Genomic DNA, 17,708 nt, shown 5'->3' on the forward strand with positions numbered 1-17,708 from the left:
CGTCGGTGCGTCGCTTCATCACAACCATGGAAAAACCTCGGGAACTCGACGGGAGGTTTGTATCGATCTTTAGCCTCATGCGTGACGGCAAGGAACTCGCTGATGCGCTTCGAACCGTCGGCGATGTAACCGCGGCCGACCCGTCACGCCTGCGCGAGGTGATCGACCCGTACGTGCAGGTCGTCTCAGGTGAGCGCTGTGAGTACACCGGTTTTAGATTGATGGATATTTGGCGGTACTTCCGTCACACCTGGTCAAACCAGTACACCAGCACGCCAGGCCGAACCTTAATGATCTTGGTACGGGATCGTGCGGCTCCGTTCCACCCAGTCATCGGGATCGCCGCGCTGGGTAGCGCCGTCGTGCAGTTGGCCGAACGAGATGACTGGATCGGTTGGCAGCCAGCGGTGTTCCTCGATGGCCTGCGTGCCGCCCCAACGCTGCGGATGGCTCGATGGATCACGAGCCGCTTGAAGACTGGGCTGGACGAACTCTACGTCGAGGACCTTATCAAGGACGGACTGTATTGGCCCTCGCTATGGGACGGCCCGACCACTGAGGCGATCGAGCGTCTGTTGAAGGAAGCCGACACCCGCCGAAGAGACCATCATCGGTTCGTCAAGGCGACGGACTTCAAGAAGCTTCACGATGCCGACGACGTTGCCGGGTGGCGCCGGCGCGCGGAGTCCGACCTCTTTCGCAGCAAGCGATGCCTGGCGCTGGCCGACCTGCTCAACGCTCGGCAGGCCCTTTCGCCATATTTGTATCCGAAGGCGACGCGAGCAGGACTGTCCCGGGCGCTTGACGACACTACGGCGCGTCGGGCAATCATGTCGCTCCTCAGACGGGCCAAAGCCGACGCGGTGGGCACCGAGATCGCCGATCTCACGGTCTGCGGAGCGGTCGCTCCCTATAACTCCCTGCTGGGAGGCAAGCTCGTCAGCATGCTGGCCGTCAGCCCGTCAGTGGTGAAGGCGTACCGACAGCGCTACTCAACGTACGCCAGTGAGATCGCCTCATCGATGGCCGGCCGGCCAATCCGCCGCCGATCCAATCTCGTCTTCGTCGGTACGACCTCTCTTTATGGCTCTGGCGCCAGCCAGTACAACCGGATCCGGATCCCGCCTGAAGTCCTCGGCGGGTCCAGACCCATCCAATTCCGGCAGCTGGGGCGATCGAAATCTTTCGGCACCTCACATTTCTCCGCCGAATCGGTGCGCGCGCTGGTACGCCTTGCCGAGCAGACGGCCGGCGGTGCTCGGGTCAACAGCATCTTCGGCGAGGGGGTGAACCCGAAGTTCCGGAAGGTGCGCCACGGCTTCGATCTGTTGGGGTGGCCGTCGGACACTCTTCTGCAACACGGGCGTCAACGCATCATTTACGGCATCAGCCTGGTCGACAACCTCCTGCCGTACCTACTCGGGTCCGATGCGGAGCCTGATTACACGTTCCGTCGCCGCCGAGGCGGAGGGGACGTGGACGCCATCTCGGAGTGGTGGATGCGCCGCTGGCTGCACCCGCGCAGCAAGTCCTTGGAGGTGCTGGAGGCGGTCAGCCGCAACCGGCTGACGAGGCCAGTCAGCCACGGTGCGCGGGTGACACTACCCGCCCAACCACTCGCACCGAATGAGCATGAGCAGCTGGAGTTGTACTGACGGTCTAGAACAGCCGGTCAGGTGTGTCGGCATCGGCGACCCGCTCGTAGTAGGGCCGGATGGCGGTGCGTACGTGCGGCGTCTGGTGCGCGTTTTGCACCAGACACGTAAGCGGAGGCATTGACCGCACCAAGGCCACGAGTTGCTCGGCGTCGGACCCGCTCGTCTTGCCGATCAGCGCCTTCTGGACCGTGCGGATCTGGTCGACCTGCGTCTGGCTGAAGTACAACCTCGTCGCCGTGGCGCCGGACACCGCATCGGGCAGGTCCTTCGGATACTGGGTGGCGATGACGACACCAGCGCCGAACGCTCGGCCCTCTCGCATGAGGGGTTCGAGGAAGGGTGACTGGACGAGACGCCACGCCTCGTCGAGCACGACGAGCCGCCTCAGCATCCGCGGCTGCGGGCGCCGGATGAGGTGGTTGTAGAGCGCCATCAGCAGGAACTCAGCCACGGCGTTTTTGACCTCCTCGCCAGGCAACTGGCTGAGGCGGACAACTGACCGTCCGTCGAGCAAGCTCTCGAGGGTTGAGTTGCCGCTGTCCCCGGCGAACAGGCCGAGGTCGAAGATCGGCGACAGCCGGCCGATCAATGGACCATGGCCGTCGCGTTCCAGCACGTCACGGACTGCGTCGAAGGGCAGGTAGGTCTGCTGCGGCTCTGGGATGAACGGCTTACCATCGATGCCCGCGATTGCGTACGTCTCCTTCATCGCCTCGCGTAGGGTGTAGGCCTGCTGGTCGCCGAGACGGTAGATGCGCTTGAAGATGCCGACGAGTTGGTGGACGTGGGACATAGGGTTCGCCCGGCCAGATGTCGGATCAGTTGGTGGCACCAGCGGGTTGAAGGGCAGACCGCCGATGCTCGCATCGAACATGGACAACTGCTCTGTGCGGGTGTACTCGGCTCCGGCGTAGTCGTCCTTGAAGTCCAGGATCAGCGCCGGCAGACCGGTCGACGGTGCCATCAGGTCGTGCAGGATCGCCTTGGTTGCCTGCGTCTTCCCACTGCCCGTTTCACCGGTGATCGCAATATGGCCGTTGGCCAAGGGACGATCCGGGCGCTGGGGGTCATACCAGACCTCGACAGGTCTGCCGTATTGTCCCAGCGCCTCGCCCAGGTAAGCGGTCGGCCGGTTGGCCAGTGCTGGTGATGTGTCGCTGGCAGCAGCCGTCGTCGCGGCCGTCCTGACGGCGGGCGGGCGATGCGGGCCGGGCCCGCTTGACTCGGCAGGTGGGAGGGAAGGCCCGTCCGGTTCGGGCGCTACTGCATCACTTTCCTCTGTTGGAGGGCTTGGCACTGGCTCCTCGACCACCGGGGTGGGCTGCTGGAGCGCATCGACGCCTGATTCATCCAGCTGCGTCACCGTAAGAGGGAAGACCTGGTTGTCGTCAGCCCGGGCACTCACCCGCCTGGCCGGCCTCAGCGACTCAGAGTCCACGCCGATCGACACCTCAGCCAGGTGGAGTTCGATGATGAAGGAAAGCTTGCCTTCGAAGAGTCGCTGGGCGGCGGTGGCCCACGTCTTGCGGTCGTCGGCGTCGTGGCCGTGTTTGCCGAGTTCCCGGTAAACGTGCGCTCGCAGCACTTCGCGCCGCGCCGGCGTGGTGATGAGTTCATCCGTCCGGTCAGGGTTGAACACGTCGCGAAGCAGCGTTCCTGTGGACAGCAACTGGTTAACGGCCGGTCCCGATGCCACGCCGCCGTCGATGCGGTACTCCGCTGATGTGTCCTGCATGGTCTTGACCTCGAAGACGGTGATGACACATGCGTCCTCGCCATATTCGATGCCGAGTAAATCTGCACGCCGGGCGTCCTCGCGCAGGTGCAGCCAGCGGCGAGCCATCTCATCGTCGAGGCTGACCAGCAAGCGCTTGCGGTTATCGGGGCAGCCCGTCTTATACCAACGCGAGGCGATCAGGGTCCCGAGTAGGCCCTTCGTTCTGTTTTGGTCAACCTCGTGCTCCAGGTCCGCAGTAAGGGTGAGCGCCCCCACGTCAAGCAGGTCCGTCAGCTCTCGCAGAAGGCCGTCCAGATCGCCATCGCTGACGGCGGTGTTGTACTGACGGACGACGTCGCGAAGGGCGCGCCGGAAGGGGTCGGTGGCGTCAGCGAACGCGACCACCTCGCGGGCGCCGTCGCGGCCGGTGAAGATTTGAAGGCTACCGAGTCTCAGGTCCCGGTCGATGTGCCGGTCGGCGAGGACGAACCAGGGTGCCGTTGCCGCCGCAGCTTTGAGTCGCTCTCGGACGTCTTCATCTTGTCGCACGGCGAGTCGAGACGCCGGAGCCTGCTTGGCGACCAACTGCGCGACGTTGAAGTATGCGGCGAAGGGGCCGCCCGGGGCAGGCTCGAGATCGACAGTCTTGGTGAAGACTCGGTACTTGAGTCGCTGCGGCATCGCCAAGGGCTGGATCGGTTGCTCGAAAACGCTGAGTGCATCCTGCTTGCCGCCGGACTGGTCGAACGCGACAGTGACGTGGGCGAGGACGTCATCTGGGAGCTTAGCGGTGTCGGCGGGCAGGGACCGTACCTCGAAGCTAAAGCGGCGATCGTCTGCGGTCGCTCGAAACAGCTGCGCTACACGTGCCTCGTCGTCGTCGTCCAGCCCGAGCGACTGGATGCCGGCGCCGCGGCCCCGGTAGAGGACGGCGAGGTGGGCGCCCTGGATCTTGTCGTCGTCTGCCAAGTCCGCTAGCAGCCTCAGATAGGGGCCGGGACCGGGCGGATCCAGCAACGCAAGACGGAGTCCAGGTCGGGCGGCAGGGTGCGCATCGAGGAACGACTCCACGATCCGGGCGACTGCGGTGAAGCCGTCGTGTCCGACGCTGCGCTCCTGCCGGACGGCAAAGTAAGGGAGGTTATCAACTGCGCTCACCTGGGGGAGGACCTGCGGCGTGTCGTGCGTCAACTCGGGCAGGCACAGGCTTGTGAGGAAGTTTGGCAGATCTTGGGCGGAGGCGATCACGAGTCTCACGTCGCGGGGACCGAGCCGGTGGCGCTGTGCCGCGACGACGCGAGCAAACTCCGAGTATCTCCAAAGGTACAACGGGTGCAGCGGAGTGAGCATTGCGGTCGTTGTCATGCCGGAGCCGAACGTGATCGTGTCCAGCATCAAGATCTGCGACACAACCTGGTTGGCGTCCTGGGTGTACTCAGCGAACATGTCGGGGTAGGTGCGGCTGATGCAGCTAAGCAGGTCGCTATAGCGCCCGACGTACGACCTCACGAGGTCCTGCGACGCGCGAGCTGCGGCGACGAGAAGTGGCTCCGCGGCCAATGAGCTGGTGTACTCAACTATCTGGTTGCGAGCCTGGTCGAAGTCGGTGAACCTTGCCCTAAGCTCCCGTCCACCGTCGTCGTCGAGGCTGCCAAGAAACTCCAGGATCTGCTCGCTGGTCCACTCGGCCCGGAGATCCTCCTCGCCACGATAGCCCCGGATCCTTTCCCAGATGTCGCCTTCATTGCAGGTGATCCAGCCACCGTAACGACCTTCGCCAACCAGCCGGGTCACGATGTCCATGACCTCTCGAGACGCCTGTCCCTGAACGATGACGCCGGAGGGAAGATCTGTCTCCCAGCGCTCGGTACCAACGGAGGATCCGCCTCCGTCGACCTCACCCACCTCCGCCACAGTGTCCACCGCAACATCGAGGTCGTCCTGGCGGGACTCGTCGTCGGACAACAACGCCTGGGCAGCCACGGTCGAGGCCGGGGTGGGCGTGTTTGGCGCCCTGTCGGCCATGTCATCGCCAGCGTTGCCGTCATCGGGTGGCATTGGCATTGGGGCCAGGGGGGCCCCGATGCTTGGCGAACTTGGAACGCCAGACGCTTCCGGGACGTTGTCAGTGCGTGCCAACGGCGCCGGCTGCCTCTGCCGTACTGAGAAAAGGTCTTCGGCATCCGCGACAGTGAGCTGGCCAGCCGGTTCTCCCCGACGAAGCTGGCGCAGGAGCCGAAGGCTGCGCCGTAGGGCAGCCCGCCGGACTGGATCGCTCTCCTTGGCGATGTTCTCCGCAATCGCCCTACGATCCTTCTCATTCAGCGCTTGCAGTCGACCGACTAGATCGCGATTTCGCCGAATGCGATCACGCACCGCGCGGTCCCGCGCGTCGTCGAACAACCTTGGATCGGCCAGTAAACCCAATCGGGGAAGCTCGCGACTTGACTGGGTCTTGAATTCAACTTCCTGATCAGGACCGCTTGGCAACGAAGTGTAGTAATCGACGAGCTGCCCGAACGAGATGTTGCCGTCAGCACCGAGCTTCTTCCACCAACTGGTAAGTACCTCATTGGTGGCGGCCGGACCCTCTTGCGCCCGCCGGACTAGCAGGCGCTTGAGCTGCGCCGGCCCGACTGCCACGAAGTCCTGCAGCGACGACAGCCGAGCCTGGTCGCCGGTGGCAATGACGACGATGGTCGCCTTTAGGTCTCGATCGTTGCGCCACTGTTCGGCTTGCTGAACGCTGCCGGTGACCTTATCGGCGGGTATGCCGGAGGCGGTGGCGAGCGCATCGCCGCCAGTTGCCAGAAGGGCGATGCGTAGGTCGGCGACCTCGAGAGCCTTCGCCAGCCCCGCCAGCACTCCGCTTGGGTCCAGATGGGGTACGTCCTGAACGAGGATCCCCAGAGCGCCAGACAGCTGTATGACCTGCTCGCACAGAAGCTCGCTGACCAAATTCTCGCGGAGTCCGGATGTCGTCATAGAACTGCCAGGCTTTCCGGGTCGGTGGTGATTACGGTCTGGCCGTCGGCGTACGCCTTGGCGTACCCGGCTTCGAGGATCGCCCTCCGCAAAGCTTCCACATTGAGCCGCAGATCTTCCTCGGTCACCGACGTCGGAGTCCCGAAGGGCATCGCAGCCAGGTTGTTGCGCCGCACGATCTGGTCATCGGAGCGCTGCCCGGCGACAATTCCGTAGTTTATGCGCAACTCGTCAAGGAATTCCGGAAAATCAAGGGGTTGGCCGGGCTCCACCGTAGCGGCAACGAGAGTCTCCAAAAACTCCGTGGTGATGCCATATCTCTTCTGTAGTCTGCCGCCGCGCCCGGTAGCCGCCCAAGGAGTGAGATATCCAGCACGACGGCCTAGTTCAGTGAGGAACCCAACCGGGTGGCTCCTTTCTTCCGTGGCGACCTGCCAGAGCGCCTCGCTGAGCGCTTCCAGGTCCGAGACTTGATCGTCATCGCGGTAGGCCTCAAACCCCTGACGGACCCGGACCTGAACCCTTTCGGGTAGATTCAGAATCATCTGCCCGACGCCGATCTCATCGGCCTGCCCGGAAATTCGCTCTCGAATTCGACGTGAGACGAGCGCTTCCAGTACGTCACCCGCAGCCCGGAGCGATGCGCGCGAGGCGTTGCGCAAAGACGCGCGAGACCCGTCGAACATGTCGATCAGAATCGGTGGGCGCGGGGCGCCGTCGAACGCTTCGGAGAACCGCGCGGTAAGGTGCACGTGGATAGCGAAGCAGGCGAACATCACCATCCGCCGAAGCGAACTCAGCTTTGACCCGCCACTCTGTTCGAAGCGCGCAAGCCGGTCGAAGGACACTCGGAGCCTTGCCAGGGTGGGTGAAACAATGTCGCCGCCACCATCGACAGCAAGGGCCGCGTAGGGTCGCGCACCGCCGAAGGTGACTGCTGGTCCAACCGTCCGCGGTTGGGCGAACTGCATCATCGGCATCGCCAGCGTCGACCACGGATCGTCGCTGGTCGACAACAATGCTCGGATATGTGCAGCAGCGTCTCCCGATCGTCCCGCGGTCAGCAAACCGGCAAGGAAGGTGCCGCAATGCTGGTCCGACAGGTCAGGCGTCAGGAGAGTCTCTGTGGAGAGTGTGTACGACGACCGCGCAGCTTCTCCGAACACAGCCTTGTCCGTAGCGAGAACGCCTTCCGCGAGGCTCCGTAACGTGCTAAGCGCGTTCCGGTCAACGATCTGGCTCTCGCGGCCCATGAAGGCGTCCCCGTAGGTTTCGAGGATCATAGTGTTGGGGTTGCGCTCCTCCTGAACACGTTTCGTCTGGTTTAGGATCGATCGACGCAAAAACTGAGCGAGCGCGTCAGAGTCGTAAACGCGTCCGACGAGTGCCCGCCCGAGCCCATTCGCCACATGCACGGGTTTAATGGACGTGTTGGTAGGCAGGAGGCCGAACTCGTCATCGTAGATTTGGTTGAGGAAGGCCTTCAGGTCGCTGATCACAGTATGTACCTCGCCACCGGATACCGCTGGATCTCAATTTTGGCTTCAATGTCCTTCTCAACGTTGCGGATACGGACGTCTACCACGTCGTTCCCGCTAACGCTCACGCTGCTGTGCACCTTGTCGACGAAGCGTGTGACCCGCCGGGTAGCGCTACGCGACCAACTCGTACGGCCGAGACCCCAGCGCGCTTCAGCCAAGGTGAGGTACAGGGCGCGGTCGACGAGGAGGCTGGCGATCGCGGCGTCGTGCTCGTTCGTGGCGATTAGGGCGAACATCCGGACGAGCCGCTGCTCTTGGGGAAGCCACGCGCTAACCCATGGCGCCAGCTGAGGTGCCCTGATTCGGAACCGGCCATGGCGGACCTCGTGCAGCATCAAGAACGTGTTGGGTGCCTTGACGTCGAACCGGTGGCTCTGCCACAGCACCAGACGTTCTCGGTCCGTGTCTGGGCAGTCCGGCTCGTAGAAGCGATTGATCGCGAGCAGCAAATCTCGAACCACTGTGGCGCTTCCCGCACGTCCATCGGTCACCAGCTTGTCGAAGCTACGCTCATCGCTCGGCAGAAGCCCGATCAAGGAACGGCCGTCCCGATGCTCGAAAAAAAACCGCCGCTTGAGTGCACGATACTCGTCGATCCGATCCCCAGATGGCAGAGGCTGTATGGCTGCCGGGCAGCCACCATCGACCCATTCCTTGGGGACTGTCGTCCCCAGCCAGAGATCCATGTCCCTGCGAGGATGCGTCACTGTCGCCGGATCGAAGGAAGCCCTGACGGCATCGAACAGCGGACCGACACCACCTTCGAAGGCGAGTTGCGCATAGTGGTACCGGCTTGAGCTCGGCGATGCCAGCCGCACTGCGGCCGTGGCGCCGCCCGTGATCAAAAAGGCGACGAAGCCCACAAGCTGCCGCATGGTTGCGTGATGTCCTCGTCGGGCGACTTCTTGCAGGAGTAGGGCGATCCGCTCCCTGACCTGCGGATGACGCATCGCCTCGCGGTTTGTGACGGCTGGATCGGTCGGTGACAGGCCAGCGTAAAAGCGGTCATCGGTCAGCCGGTCGAGGACCTTGAACACAATTGTCTGGGCGAGCACGTTTCGCAGGCCCAAGTCGATGACCCGGACCGGTTCCACGGGTTCTCGCACCGGCTCGTGGCCGTACGAGATCGCCTGCTGGACCTGACGAAGAGCCTCCCGCAGTGGCTTAAATTCGGCCGCGAGAGGGTGACGGCGCAACACGAAGAGAGGCCACTCATTGATCGCCAAGACCATCGCCCGGCCGCCACCGTCGCAATCACGCCACCGACTCAAGATCTCGTCATCAGATAGTTCGTTGGCGTCGGTCAGGACGAGAGCGCCTGCCTTCTCCAGTGCGGGACGGAGGCGCTCGATGAGGTGCGTCTTTCCGTCGCCCGGGTTGCCCGTGACAATGATCTGGTGCCCGGCTTGGGCCAAGCCCAGCATTCTATCGTTGAGACCGAGGTCGACATCAACCCACTCGAGCTCTTCCGAGGTCAGCCGGTCCGCATAGCTGTTGCTGCTGCGGTACAGCCGCTCAACGAACTGACTGGCGGAGGCTGCTACCGCCTCATCTCCCTGGCGCCTGTCGTCGACCCCGACACCGAACATGGAGGAGGCGTCGGGCCCCGCTTCCCCCGCAGTCACGCAACAACCGCCCATTCCCATGGAGCCACGCGCACGTTACCCATCTCCCTACGAGGCTCTGGCGGGATATAGGAACCGTTCATTGCGGTCACCACCAATGGCTCTCTCGCTGCGGCAGCGGGACGGCTGACGAACTGGAGATCCTCCCGCCTGCCAGGGCGATCAGTCCATTGCCGACAGCGTACTGCTCTACAAGCCATCCCCCACCTCCGACATTCGTTGTGCCCGCCCTCGAGAGATGAGGATCTTGGGCGGGGCCAGGCACCTGTTGGCCTGTCCTGCATCTGTCGCGACATCTACGTGGCGGGTGTCACCGCCGATCGTTCAAGACGAACACCTCCGAGGAAGCCGACATCGCACCGACGAGAGCCTCGACCTCGGGATCGTCGTCCAACCGGATGCCGAGCACTCGTATCTGGCTACCAGAGGTGAGCTCAGTCGCTGGTAACGGTGTCCGTAACAGGAGTTCGCGCCCACCCGTCCGGCTACTCATCATCCACCAGCTGCGGACACCATTCCGCTGGCCAACGATGCCCTGGTAGTCGAACCAGTCGCCGGGGGGCACACTGTCGGGCCCCGGGACGATCTGTTCCCAGTACTCCGCACAAAGCTGGCGGACCTGGCAGAAGCCACAGGTGTCTTCGCGCGTGACCGCCGCCGGCATCGGTGCCGCAACCTCGGCATCGGCGGCTGCGATACGCGTCTCGAATGACTGCTGGAGCACCCGAAGCTCCTCCTCCCCCGGCCCCGGGATCGACACCTCGCGGCTCGGATACGCGGCCATGAGGTCGGTGACCTTCCGTCCGCTCGGGTTCACCGCTCGGTCCAAGTCCCACAGCAAGGCATAGGTGTGCAGCTGATCGAGGTGGCCCGGATCCTCCACCCCCGTCTTGTAGTCCGTAATCCGCACGACATCGTCAGCGACGGTGAGCAGATCGACGCGACCGGTTAACCGCACCTCATCGGCTGTCAGCGTGATCTCCGGATGTGAGCCGGTTCCGACTGGTCGGCGCTGCGGACATGACCTCGAACAGGTGTTTCCACCATCCGGATTGGCAGCGCGCTTGGGTTGGCTGCCCGCTGGCAGGACAATTCGACTCAGGTATGCCTGGACCTGAGCACGCGCTTCGGGCACGCGGTCACTGAGCTCGCGGCCGACACGACGTCCGCGATCGCGGTTCAAACGCGGATTGCCAACCAGCCGAGCCAATCGGTCCTTCAGGGCATGTTCGACCACCGCCGTGATCCCGCCGAGTTCACGAAGGACATGGGCGGCCCCCGCAACGCGTGTCGATTCGCACCCCGCAGCAACGAGCGCCTTCAGGATCGCCTCCAGCGAGCTGTGCACGACGTCGCCGAAGACTGCAGCGATCACGGGCATCATCGGATAGCCCGAGCGTGACCAAAGGTCGGGGTACTGCGCCCGGGTCAGCATCCAACGCCGCGGGCAAGCCTCGACCTCCTTGAGCGAAGAGTAACTCCAAAGATCCGGACGCTGCGGCCAGACACCTGCGGAGGCCTCGATGCCGGGGTCGAAGTCAGCCCCACTTCCTGTCACGTCAGCGAATCCCGGACACTGTGGCTGGCGAACGGCAGGTTGCGCGCGATCACGATGTCATCGACCAGGCGAACCGGCACGGCGCCGAACTCCTTGGCGTCCCGTAGGTCGTCGGTCGGCGCGACGTCGGGCGTGAGCGGCCCGTGCACACCGAAGATCCATTGCTGTTCGCCCTTGGTGGCTAGGATCGGTGCAGTGACCGGCCCGATCCCTTCGATCTCGACCTCTGCCTTTCGCTCAAAGGTCACGCCGTTGATCCCATGGCTCGTCAAATCCTCAAACAGCTTGTCAGCCGATTGGTTGAGACGAGCAGGATCAAGCTGCGGCGGAGTGCCGTTGATCAGGTAGCGAAGCAGGCTGGCGCCGACATGCCGGTCCAGCAGACCGTGCTCAAAGCGGTTGCGGAAGCTCCGAAGGCAGCGGTAGCAGGACTCGTCACAGCCAGCGGGGCACTCCTCCAGAAGTTTCAGCGTCTGCTCGAAGATCTCCATCCCGTAGTCGTTTACACGACGGGTGAAGCCAGCACCACCGGCTAGCGTGTCATAAAGGTAGATCTCGGATTCAAGGCCCTCGCCGCCGAGCGGCGTGAGCGCCGGTCGATATTCCGCCTGGAGTTCGTTCGCCTCAATGTCGAGTTTCCTGGTCGCCGCAATTGTCAGGCCCTCCGCGATCGTGCGAAGCGCCACGTGAGTCGAGAGGAACGCTGGGCGCAACGTGATTGGCGCCGCCACCTTTAGGCGCACTAGCAAGACGTCCGAGATGAAGTCGGTGCCAAGTACCAGGCCTCGGGTGGACCTCGAACCCGGACATGAAGGTTCCTTCTCATCGGGATACGGCTTCGGATGCGGGCCAACAACAACGGTTGAGGGCGTCGCTGTTGGCTCGATCAATCCGCAAAGCGTGCAGTAGGTGTAGCCCTCGGTGCGCGGACCGGTATTGGTCACGAGCAGGGTCTCGCGTCGGTACGTCTGTTCGAGCCGATCGGTGACGTGCTGCCAGGCGGACTCCTCTGTCGGGCCGGGCGCCACGAGTTTCGCCCTCGTGGCGTAGCTCCGCGCGGGTGCATCATCGGGGCTGGTGCCAGGAGCCTCCTTGGCGCGGTGAGCAAAGCCCGGCGGGCGGATCCAGTTCTTAGCCGCTCCGAACTTGTCCGCGGCGCCACAGGCCGGGCAGTCACGCTTCTCGCCGCGTTCCGCTTCCTTGGGCGAGAAGTGCTTGGCGTAGTGGCACACCTCGCACTCGAAGTAGAGAAGCTTGTCCTCCCAGGCCTTGGAGAGCTCCTTCCTTACGGGCGCGTAGAGCGCTCCCGACGTCCACTCCTTATTATCGATCCACACCACCTTGCCGGGCGCATACTGGCTGAGTGCCACCGGCAGGCCCTGACTCGGCTCGTACAGGAACTTGGCCCGATATGGTGTCGACCGATCGATGTCAAAGACGTGGAACCCGACCACATCTGTGGGAAAGGCATAGCGCGGCAGCACACCTTTGTAGAGCAGACGATCCAGGAGGTTGGTCTGGCTCCGCCGCGCACTCGGCGCCTCCGCACCGTCCTCGGCTGGTCCCTCGGCTTCAACCTCGTCGGCCTCGGGTTCGGAGTCACCTTCCGAGGGCTCCGGGAGACTGCCATCGAGGTCGAGATCGAGCGCCCTATCGATGTCGCCAAGCGTCCTTGTGACGATGCCATCGAGCAGGGTGCCCCGATCGCTGGCGCTGAGTTCGGTCGGGAGCCACGAGGCGATCTCGCCACGAAGGACGCTCTCGTTGACCTTCAGCCAATCCGCAAGATCAGTCCGATTCAGCGGGGATGTCGTTCCCACGAACCCCCCGACCGTGCCTAGCACCTCGAACAGTTGCGGCTGCATGTCGGGTTCGATCTTCGGCAGCCGGTCCTGGTGGTAGCGCTGCAATAGGTAGGCGGTGACGTGACGTCGCGCGATCTCGTCGTTATCCATCGTAAGGATTGGATCGTCGACTTTGCCTCGGATCATCAGTTCCGGCTGGCGGAAGTAGTGATCGTCGTGGGTGTCGGCGCTTCCGAAGGCGAGCACGGTCGCCACGGCGTTGCCCCGGCGGCCGGCACGACCCGCTCGCTGCTGGTAATTGGCACGCGAAGGCGGCATGTTGCGGAGCGCGACGCCGGACAGGCTGCCGATATCGATACCAACTTCCATCGTCGTCGTGCATGACAAAACGTCGATAGCGGCGCGCTGCTGTTCACCAGGACGCGGCAGGGCCAGGTTGACGTCTTGGAAGAGCAATTCATGTTCCTCGGCCTTGGAGAACACCTCGTCCGACTGGGCTGCGTTCAGCTGCGCCGTATGCTCCGCTGCGATGATGCTCATTGGTGACACGGGCGGATCAGCCAATGCCCGGGCAGCGCTTGCGCGGTAGTACCCCTTGCGCGCCTGGAACACAGGGTCCTCGTCAGGATCCAATGTGCGTACACGGTCGTGCCCGCAACTAATGCAGCGCGTCGTTCCCGGGAACGGTCGCTGCGTGAACCGGCACCGCTCGCAGTAGCCCCACAGACCACCCAACTCGAGCGCGACCCGCGAGGCCAACAGCTTGAAGTTGCCCCCGACCCCTTCGCAGAAGGTCTCCACCAGCGTCGGCAGCCAGTTCTCGACGAACTGCTTGCGAGCCGGAGCCGTACCCAACCACGACTGGATCTGCTTGAACTTACCGCCGTGTGGCTTCACTCCGCCCTTGGTCTTCCACCACTCGCCGTCGGTCATACTCGGGAACCACACACCACGAGTGCTGGTCATCCACTGAGCAAGCCACAGCCGAACTACCGCCTGCTTCGTTTCCTCCGTTGTGGCCACGCCTCCGATGTCCGGGAGCTTGGCGAGTAGGGTCTTCCCAAGACTGGCTCGCTCCCGAATTGAGGCCAGACCGAGCGACGAGAATCCGTAGTATCGATCGGTCAGCGTGGCGTACATGGCACGGAGCAATGCTTGCGGGGGCACATAGGTAGTCATGGAGAGTTGCATCAGTTCCGCTAGGTTGCCTTCAAGCGCACCGTTCTCCAGCGACTTCGCGACCTCCTTGAGAGGTTCGAGCGACTCGGCAGGCCGTAGTTCGGGACGCAGCCGCACCGAAAGCAGCCGGGCACCGACCATGGCGGCAAGGTACATCTGTTCAAGGCTGAGGACCGAGGCGAGCATCGGTTGCGTGGACAGTTCCTGCCATCCCCGGAGCACCAGGGGTCGGATCGCGTCGCGCATGGAGTAGGTCTGCAGGTTCGGCGCAAGGCGCGCCGCGACCTGACGTGAGTCCGAGAACGCGAGGACTTTCCGGCCGCGAAGGGGCGCGAAGTCCGAATATTCCTGAGCGCCGGCGGGCTGGACTTCGAGTTGACGGGTTACCAGTGCTTGGAACGGCTGGTCGCCCTTGGTCTGGTGGTCCTGCACGGACGAGCGACCGAACCCGGCCCGCTGGCCGCACACGCCGCACGGCGTGAACTGCCCGCTGGCCCCCGCCTCATCTTCGTCCTCGTCTTCATCACCGATGATTGCCTCGCCCGCTCGTGGCGTCGGCAGGAAGACCGCTCGGTTCCGCTCCCCCAACTCGTCCGGGTTAAGCCGCCCGGTAACGAGGTCGATATCCGCAGGCTCAACGTTGTGCTCGACTGGGGCTTCGAGGAGCAGGTCAAGCGGCTGCAACTCGGAGATGGCTCCAGAGGCGGCTTGGAACTGGCCACCCTGTTCATGCCAGAGGAAGCTGGGCTCGATTAGGTCATCGGTGTAAGTGCGGGCGTAGGCGGAGCCACAGTGCCTGCAGGTGTACAGCTCAAAGACCCGGGCTCCACAACCACAGGTCGCCTGCGGCTGGGCGTAGAGCGCGCCCACCGGCCCACTAACGGGATGCGCCTTGCGGTCGACCTCACTGCAGTCGGGATCGATGCATGCCCACAGCCCGGGCAGCCCGCGGAAGAACGCGTGAACCCGGCACGGCAAGAGGCCAGCATCATTCGCTGAGCGCCGAGCTGCACTGCCGAGGGCGACCAACGCCGAGACCGCACGATCCGCCAGTTCCTTGTCGACTGACGGGAAGATTATTGAGCCCAGCTCGTCGACTGGCTGCGCCTGTTGCATCGTCTCGTTGACGAGCAGACTCATCGGCTCCCAGGTGCTGAGGGCGTCATGGAGCACGGATCCCACGGCGGCGCCTTCCTCGGCTGTCACGCCGCGGTGGTCGAGCAGGTCACGCACTGCCTCCGTCCTAGCCTCGTCGCTCGACGCCTTGTAGTAATCGGCCATCGGGACAGCAGCCAAGATTGCCGCGTCCTCTGCAGTGCCGGTGGCAGCCTGGTCCCGTAGCGCCAACTGACCGGCGACGGTCCTGAAGTCGTTCTCAGACTTGCCGGTCAGCTGTGCCGCGAACTCCCGGGCATACTCAGGGCTTGCGAAGCTCGCGCTGGTGCAGATCACTTGCAGGCGGTCAGCGGAGATACCGAGTCGGGCACGCAGCCGCCGCAGCAGCAGCGCAACCTCCGCGCCTGCTGCTCCCCGATACAAGTGCGCCTCGTCGATGATGAGCAAGAACTTCTCGATGGGGTTGTTCGCCAGCCAGGCGCGCGTGGCATCGAAGACCGGCCGCTCAAGCGGCCGCATCAGCATGTACTCCAGCATCGAATAGTTCGTGATCAGGACATCTGGCGGAGCGCTCAGGACCTCATGCCGCGTGAGGAGTTCCGGATCCTCGGGTCGCATGACAGCACGAACGAATTCGCCTTTCTTGTCCTTCCAACGGGTTCCGCTCGCGCCATACCAGGCCTTCAGGTCGGGCTTGGCGGGCCACTTGCCACGTGTCTGCAGCATGTCGATCAGGGCGACCGCATCGGCGTGCGATGGGGATGTGGGATCGGCCGCCTGGTCGAGGAGGAGAATGTAGAACTTCTCAATCGCGCGGAGTCGTTCCTGGTCCTTCTCGACCTTCCGAACGCCGGGGTAAAGCGTCCGGCTGGTGTACCGCGCGAATCGGGCAGGGCGGCCGGCCCAGGCGGTGAACTGAGTAGCCACTCGTGGGTCACCGAGCAGCAGGCGCAGACGACCGAGTTGATCGTTTACCAGCGCGTTCATCGGATACAAAACGAGAGCGCGAACGGCTGGCGCTTCGAATGAGTCAGGTCGGTGAGCTGCCTCGGCCGCGAGCTTGGCAAGCATCGGGAGCAGGAAGGACTCCGTCTTGCCGGAGCCAGTACCAGTGGTCACCGCGAGGCTTCGACCGTCCCGCGCCGTCCACTCAAGCGCCTGCGCTTGGTGGGTGTACGGCGGGTCGTAGAGCAGCGGAGATGTGTCGCCATGCCGGGAGGTCAGGCTGGCGAAGAGCGTCTGCACCTCCGGATCGAGGTCGAGGTCGATGAACCGTCGGTCCGTCTTGTAGCGCGGCGTGCTCTCGATGAATGGCGCCCGAAAGAGCACCCCTTCCTGTTCGAGCAGCGCCCGGCGTTGGTCGATCAGAGTCGGGTGTCCGACGTGGTATGTGGCCTCGATATAGTCGCGCAGCGCCTCCTGGATCTTGATGATCGTCTCGGCGATGGTGGGCACTTCCGCCGTCACTCTGTTCCTCCCCCGTGCATCCACAGCATGTCGGCAAGAAAAGCCGTGAGGTCAGGCATCGCCGCGGTCGGCACTCGATACGAGAACAGCGAGCCCCTCGAGCGCGGCACCGATAGCCCGACCAATTCCAGGTAACGCTCTGCCCAGTTCGGCACCGGTGAGAAGAGGTCCACAATGTTGCCCGCGCTCCCTCCAGCCGCCGTCCGGGTACGAAAGACCTGAGGCTCGCCACGCTGGGCATCGAGTGCGGCCTGCAGACGCCAGGCTTCGTCCCGTCCCGGTGTCGTCGCGTCGCCCACTGGAAGGTCGACTAGCCGCTGTGGGAGTCCCTCAGCGACTCTCACAAAGCACCAGAGGTCCGCTCCGTAGGCCTGTGGGCGCCGGGCGACGAAATCGCCGGTGTCGCTCGGTCTCGGCGACCGCCACCGACCGCGGTAATACCGCACCGTACTACTCGGATCTATCAGGGTCAGCCCTTCGACCTGGCCAGACGGACCTGCGATGTCTAGCCGCTGGCGGTACTCGTCAAGAAACGCCGCAGCCGAAACGGCGACCGGATGCATCGCCCACTGTTCGCGTTTGATCTCGTGCAGTCCGAGAGCTGCGAGCCGCACCCCGGCAGTGTCCGGGTCCAACTCGATGGTGCGAGTGTGACCCTCGTACAGCACGTCGCTCGCAAGCATCTCGCCGACCAGCGCCGCGCCGAACGGACGAACCCCGAGCAGCAGGTACCGGCCAGGCTCCTTGACGACATAGGACGGCGGACCAAGGAAGAGCAGCCTGGTCACGTACGTGGTTTGCTGACGCAGTTCGAGCAGATCACCGGCCGAGATCAGAAGGTCGAGTTCCTCCATCAGGTCATCACGAGACAACGTGTCACTCGGAGCAACGGGACCAACTGCTTCGAGCACAGCATCAACGATCTGGCGCGGTGTAGCGGGGCACAGGAACGATGCTGCTCTCCGCAAGGAGGCACAAAGTCCCTCCGGTGACAGGAGGTCAACTACTTCCTCGTCGAGGCCGAGGGTCTTTACAGTGAGTTGGGCAGCATCCTCAG

7 protein-coding genes are annotated in these 17,708 nt (G+C 63.8%); 1 reads left to right on the forward strand and 6 read right to left on the reverse strand.

The window, feature by feature from the left end:
• Window positions 1-5: 5 nt before the first annotated feature.
• Complete coding sequence (locus V6U81_RS12080) at window positions 6-1,655, forward strand: Druantia anti-phage system protein DruA (RefSeq protein WP_334488090.1); 1,650 nt, start codon at window positions 6-8, stop codon at window positions 1,653-1,655.
• A gap of 4 nt (window positions 1,656-1,659) precedes the next feature.
• Here V6U81_RS12080 and V6U81_RS12085 read toward each other — a convergent pair whose 3' ends face one another.
• From V6U81_RS12085 to V6U81_RS12110, 6 genes are all read right to left on the reverse strand, one after another.
• Window positions 1,660-6,360, reverse strand: a complete 4,701-nt coding sequence (locus V6U81_RS12085; RefSeq protein ID WP_334488093.1) for a helicase HerA domain-containing protein — start codon at window positions 6,358-6,360, stop codon at window positions 1,660-1,662.
• The gene (locus V6U81_RS12090) at window positions 6,357-7,859 is read right to left on the reverse strand and encodes a hypothetical protein (RefSeq protein WP_334488096.1); all 1,503 of its coding nucleotides are present in this window, start codon (window positions 7,857-7,859) and stop codon (window positions 6,357-6,359) included. The genes V6U81_RS12085 and V6U81_RS12090 overlap by 4 nt, the downstream gene beginning before the upstream one ends.
• Window positions 7,856-9,526 carry a hypothetical protein gene (locus V6U81_RS12095; RefSeq protein WP_334488098.1) on the reverse strand — a complete coding sequence of 557 codons (1,671 nt, stop codon included), beginning with the start codon at window positions 9,524-9,526 and terminating at the stop codon, window positions 7,856-7,858. Before V6U81_RS12095 ends, V6U81_RS12090 begins: the two co-directional genes overlap by 4 nt.
• A 310-nt stretch (window positions 9,527-9,836) precedes the next feature.
• Window positions 9,837-11,084 (reverse strand): PD-(D/E)XK nuclease family protein, encoded by a 1,248-nt coding sequence (locus V6U81_RS12100; RefSeq protein WP_334488101.1) that lies wholly within the window; start codon window positions 11,082-11,084, stop codon window positions 9,837-9,839.
• The gene (locus tag V6U81_RS12105) at window positions 11,081-16,651 is read right to left on the reverse strand and encodes a DEAD/DEAH box helicase (RefSeq protein ID WP_334488103.1); all 5,571 of its coding nucleotides are present in this window, start codon (window positions 16,649-16,651) and stop codon (window positions 11,081-11,083) included. The genes V6U81_RS12100 and V6U81_RS12105 overlap by 4 nt, the downstream gene beginning before the upstream one ends.
• Window positions 16,648-17,505: a hypothetical protein gene (locus V6U81_RS12110; protein WP_334488106.1), complete on the reverse strand. Its 858-nt coding sequence runs from the start codon at window positions 17,503-17,505 to the stop codon at window positions 16,648-16,650. Before V6U81_RS12110 ends, V6U81_RS12105 begins: the two co-directional genes overlap by 4 nt.
• Window positions 17,506-17,708: the final 203 nt, after the last annotated feature.

The organism is Micromonospora lacuserhaii (genome assembly GCF_036902735.1).
Classification (GTDB): domain Bacteria; phylum Actinomycetota; class Actinomycetes; order Mycobacteriales; family Micromonosporaceae; genus Micromonospora.